The organism is Bacillus sp. JJ1474 (genome assembly GCF_036965225.1).
In the GTDB taxonomy this organism is placed as follows: domain Bacteria; phylum Bacillota; class Bacilli; order Bacillales; family Cytobacillaceae; genus Cytobacillus.
This window is the reverse complement of the sequence record NZ_JBALPC010000113.1, coordinates 8,766-14,129: the sequence shown is the minus strand read 5'-3', so window position 1 is coordinate 14,129 and position 5,364 is coordinate 8,766. Positions and strand designations below refer to the sequence as shown.

Here is a 5,364-nt window from a genome sequence, read left to right as displayed (position 1 = left end):
GGCGGCATGAGACAGCGTGTCATGATTGCAATTGCCATGAGCTGTAATCCAAAGCTTCTTATTGCGGATGAGCCGACCACAGCCCTTGACGTTACAATTCAAGCTCAAATTCTAGACTTAATGAAAGACTTAAGCCAAAAATCCGAAACTTCTATCCTAATCATAACCCATGATTTAGGTGTTGTTTCTGAAATTGCGGATCGTGTAGTTGTTATGTACTGTGGTCAAGTGGTAGAAGAAGCCAGTGTAGATGATTTATTTGATGAACCACTACACCCTTATACAATCGGATTAATGGGATCGATTCCATCACTTGATGCAGATATAGATCGCCTTTATTCAATCGAAGGAACGGTTCCTCCTCCAGAGCACTTTCCGAAAGGATGCCGTTTTGCACCTCGCTGCCCACATGCGTTTGATCGATGCCATAGCGAAGCACCTGAGTTAAAGCCAATTAAAGGCTCAAGATCGGCACGCTGCTTTTTACATGTGGAAAAGGAGGCTACACTATGAATGCAACAACCTCATTAGGTAAAAAGGAGCAAGCATACACGAAAGATTCGGAATATATATTAGATGTTAAGGACTTAAGGAAGCATTTTCCTATTAAAGCTGGCTTTTTACAAAGGACCGTAGGGTCTATTAAAGCAGTAGATGGATTGAGCTTTAATGTAAAAAGAGGAGAAACGATTGGAATTGTTGGTGAATCGGGCTGTGGAAAATCAACCGCAGGACGGACACTAATTCGACTGTATGAACCAACTAGCGGGGATATTATCTTTAAAGGTCAGAATATTTCAAAAATGAGCGAAGGAGATCTTCGTCGGACAATCAGAAAAGATATCCAAATGGTTTTTCAGGATCCGTATGCGTCATTAAATCCTAGGAAGACATTGAAATCTATTCTAAGTGAGCCAATGGTTACCCATAATTTATATGGCGGGAAGGAAAGACAGGAGAAAATTCAAGATCTCCTTGATAAGGTAGGCCTTAACCCGCTGTTTATTAATCGATACCCTCATGAGTTTTCCGGTGGACAAAGACAAAGGATTGGGATTGCCAGGGCTCTTGCGGTAAATCCTGATTTAATCATTGCTGATGAGCCTGTGTCCGCACTCGATGTGTCCATCCAGGCGCAAATTATTAACTTAATGGAGGATTTGCAATCGGAATTAGGATTAACATATGTGTTCATATCCCATGATCTAAGTGTCGTTCGTCACATTAGCGACAGGGTTGGGGTCATGTATTTAGGAAAAATCATGGAATTTGCGGGTAAAAAGGATTTGTACGATGATCCGCTTCATCCATATACTCAGGCACTTATGTCAGCCGTTCCAGTACCAAAGAAAAAAGGTGTACAGGCAAGAGAAAGAATTATTCTAAAAGGCGATTTGCCTAGTCCGGCAAATCCGCCCCAAGGCTGTGTTTTCCACACTCGATGCCCTGCAGCAACGGAAATTTGCAGTCAAAGAGTACCTGATTATAAAGAGGTTAAACAGGACCACTTTGTAGCCTGCCACTTATATTAATTTCTGTTATTAAATGCCAGATAAACTCATTCCATGAGATTTATGCATTTAGTATATAAATCTTTGAAGGGGGGCGATATATTTACACTCGTTTCTCTGAAAAAAGGATTTAGATTTAAAAAATAAACCTTAAGGGGGAAAATGAATGAAAAAGCCAGCGTGGTTACTAGTAAGCCTTATGCTAGTATTGTCTATGTTCTTAGCGGCATGTTCCGGCGGACAGCAGACAACCCAGCCAAAAGAAGAGACACCGGCAAAAGAAGAAACACCGGCAAAAGAAGAACCGAAAAATGAAGGACCTGTTACAGGTGGAGATCTAGTAGTTGGTTCAACAGGTGCACCAACCATGTTTAACCCTTTATATTCAAATGATGCTTCGAGCGGTGATATTGAAGATATGATTTTTAGCAGTTTAACAGGTTCAGATATTGAACTTAATACAGTAACAGAAGGCAATCTTGCTGAGTCATTAGAGGCTTCAGAAGATGGTAAAGAATTTACTGTAAAAATTGTTGAAAATGCAAAATTCCATGATGGTGAGCCATTAGATGCGGATGATGTTGTATTTACATACAGCATTCCATTAAGTCCAGATTATGATGGTGTCCGTAAATCATATTTTGAAAATATCGAGAAGATAGAAAAAATTGACCAATATACTGTTAAATTTACTTTAAAGCAAGTAGATGCTCAATTCCCAGTAGTTAGTCTTGGATTTGGAATTCTTCCTGAGCATATCTTAAAAGATGTTCCGATTGCTGATCTTGGTGAGCATGAGTTTAACACGAAAAACCCAATCGGTTCAGGACCATTCAAATTTTCTGAGTGGAAAGACGGTGAATACGTAAAAGTTGTTGCTAATGATGATTTCTTTGATGGCCGTCCATACTTAGATTCTGTCACTTACAAGCTTGTTCCAGATGCAAACTCAATCCTTGCTCAGCTTCAAGCTGGAGATATTGATTACTATGCAGGTATCGCACAGCCAGACGTTCCAACGGTTGAAAGCTTTGCTGATGCAACTGGACTTCGTTTAGAGTCAGGTTTAGCCCTTTCCTATACTTATCTTGCGTTGAACCAGCGTGACGATAAGTTCAAGGACAAGAAAGTTCGTCAAGCTATTACACATGCAATTGACCGTAAAGCTATTGTTGAAAACGTAATGGCTGGATTAGGTGAAGTTGCACACGTTCCGGAAAGCCCATTAAGCTGGGCATATAATCCAGATGTACCAAAGTTTGAATACGATGTAGAAAAAGCAAAACAAATGTTAGCAGATGCTGGCTGGACTCCTGGTGCTGACGGCATCCTAGAAAAAGATGGCAAGAAATTCTCTGTAGAAGTAAAAACAAACCAAGGAAATAAAGTTCGTGAGGATATCGTTGTTATTCTTCAACAACAATTAAAAGAAGTTGGCATTGAAATCAAGCCTCAAATCGTTGAATTCAGTTCATTAATTGCTGATATCGACCCGGGTGTATGGAATTTTGAAGCAATCGTATTAGGCTGGAGCCTAGGTATTGATCCAGATCCAAGCGGCATTTTCCATACGAAAGAAATTGAGCAAGGCCTTAACTTTACTGGCTACTCAAATCCAGAGCTAGATGTATTAATGGATGAGCAGCTGCAAGAGCTTGACAAAGATAAGCGTAAAGAAATGATTGGAAAAATTCAAGCTGGTCTTGCTGAAGATCAAGCATATACATTCCTATACTATCCGAAAGAATTCCGTGCACTTCCTAAAAATCTAGAAGGCTATGAATTCCATCCGAAGGCTCAAATGTACAATATCCACAAATGGTGGTTAAAACAAGAATAGAATCATTCCTAATAAAAAGTAGGGGATTGGATACCCTTCCCTTACTTTTTATTTTTCAAATACTGAAAATTCTACACGTTAAATTTTAGGTCGTGTATTTTAAATAAACTGAAAGTTAGCGAAAGGGAGAATAGACGATGGTTTCATACATTTTTAGACGAACATTAATGGCTATTCCCTTGTTATTCGGAATTACCATTTTATCATTTGCCATCATAAAAGCGGCACCAGGCGGACCTGTAGCAATGCTTATGGATCCAAAAATGAAGCCGTCGGATAAAGCTAAATTCGAAGAAAAATATGGATTAAACGATCCTATTCATATTCAATATTTTAAATGGCTTGGAAATATGGCAAAAGGTGATTTCGGTGAATCTTTAATTAAACGGGGAACTCCAGTAAGTGAACTTATTCTTAATAGGCTGCCAAATACGCTATTATTAATGGTTGTTTCATTTGCAATTGCGATCATCATTGCTATTCCAATTGGCATTTATTCGGCAATGCGACCCTATTCGCCACTGGATTATACGTTTACAGTCAGCTCCTTTCTCGGGGTTGCAACACCCAACTTCTGGTTAGGACTCATTTTAATTATGTTTTTTTCAGTTAAATTAGGCTGGTTCCCAACTGGGGGAGTGGCAACTTTAAATGCACCATTTAGTATTTGGGACCGTATACATCATTTAATTCTACCAGGCTTTGTTTTAGCGACAGCGGATTTAGCGGCTCTTACACGGTACACAAGATCTTCAATGCTGGATGTCCTAAAGCAGGATTATATCCGTACGGCCATGTCAAAAGGATTCAAAGAAAATAAAGTGGTCGTTAAGCATGGGGTTAGAAACGGTATGATTCCAATTATCACACTTTTTGGTTTAATGCTTCCATCCTTTGTTGGCGGAGCAGCCATAACAGAGAAGGTTTTTGCTTGGCCAGGTCTTGGGCAATTATTTATTGACTCTGCTTTTCTTCGCGACTATCCAGTCATTATGGCGCTAACCGTAATTTCAGCAGTGTTTGTTGTAATTGGAAATTTGCTAGCGGATATTTTGTACGCAATTTTCGATCCGCGTATCGAGTATTAAGGAGGGGTTTATTTGTCACAAATAAATGCGGAAATTTCACAAGATGATTTAAAATTAAACCCCCATTTAAAAAGCAAGCCTGATACTTTAACTAGAATATTTTTCCGAAAATTTATGAAAAATAAGTTGGCTGTTATAGGAGCCATCGTGTTGTTTATTATTATCATGTCATCCATATTGGCTCCAGTCATTGCGCCATATAAATTTGAGGATATGAATTTATTGCATAAGTTAAAAGCGCCGGGTGCGGAATATTGGCTAGGGACAGATCGATATGGACGGGATATTTTCACAAGGCTATTATATGGCGGACGGATTTCTTTACTTGTAGGCTTTGGTTCTGTTGCCGGGGCTCTTATTATCGGGGTTAGTGTTGGGGCAATTGCTGGTTATTTTGGCGGAATTATTGATGCAATGTTAATGAGATTAGTTGATATTGTGATTTCAATACCAAGTCTCTTTTTATTAATCACAGTAGTCTCTATTTTTAAGCCAAGTACTTTTAACTTAATTCTTGTCATTGCTTTAATTAGTTGGACAAGTACTGCAAGGCTTGTGAGAGGGGAGTTTCTAACGTTAAGAACAAGGGAGTTTGTGCTTGCTTCGAAAACGATAGGGACTAAATCTTACAAAATTATTTTTAATCATATATTGCCAAATGCGATGGGGCCAATTATTGTTTCTGCTTCATTGTTAATTGGAAATGTCATTTTGACGGAAGCTGCCTTAAGTTATTTAGGACTAGGTATTCAGCCACCTACTCCTAGCTGGGGAAATATGCTTCAAGATGCACAAGATTTTACAGTTTTGAAAACAGCACCTTGGTATTCTTTTTTCCCGGGCTTGCTCATATTGATTACTGTTTTATGCTTTAACTTTATCGGAGATGGTCTCCGAGACGCCTTAGATCCAAAAACCCAAGATT

The 5,364-nt window shown here is 39.0% G+C and carries 5 protein-coding genes; all 5 read left to right on the top strand.

The window, feature by feature from the left end; translation table 11 throughout:
- On the top strand, positions 1-513 hold a 513-nt coding region (locus tag V7164_RS15025; RefSeq protein ID WP_335354490.1), incomplete at its 5' end, for an ABC transporter ATP-binding protein.
- Complete coding sequence (locus V7164_RS15020) at positions 510-1,532, top strand: ABC transporter ATP-binding protein (protein ID WP_335354489.1); 1,023 nt, start codon at positions 510-512, stop codon at positions 1,530-1,532. The genes V7164_RS15025 and V7164_RS15020, both read left to right, overlap by 4 nt.
- A 145-nt stretch (positions 1,533-1,677) precedes the next feature.
- Positions 1,678-3,351 carry a peptide-binding protein gene (locus V7164_RS15015; RefSeq protein ID WP_335354488.1) on the top strand — a complete coding sequence of 558 codons (1,674 nt, stop codon included), beginning with the start codon at positions 1,678-1,680 and terminating at the stop codon, positions 3,349-3,351.
- Positions 3,352-3,488: 137 nt separating this feature from the next.
- A complete protein-coding gene (locus V7164_RS15010) occupies positions 3,489-4,439 on the top strand; it encodes an ABC transporter permease (protein WP_335347994.1) in 951 nt (316 codons plus the stop codon).
- A 21-nt stretch (positions 4,440-4,460) separates the two neighbouring features.
- Positions 4,461-5,364: oligopeptide ABC transporter permease (gene opp4C, locus V7164_RS15005; RefSeq protein WP_438824151.1), on the top strand; the 904-nt coding region annotated here is incomplete at its 3' end.

What these genes read in the sequence shown, in the direction of transcription:
- V7164_RS15020 (WP_335354489.1), top strand. Translation starts at nt 510, where the DNA reads ATGAATGCAACAACCTCATTAGGTAAAAAGGAGCAAGCATACACGAAA.
- V7164_RS15015 (WP_335354488.1), top strand. Translation starts at nt 1,678, where the DNA reads ATGAAAAAGCCAGCGTGGTTACTAGTAAGCCTTATGCTAGTATTGTCT.
- V7164_RS15010 (WP_335347994.1), top strand. Translation starts at nt 3,489, where the DNA reads ATGGTTTCATACATTTTTAGACGAACATTAATGGCTATTCCCTTGTTA.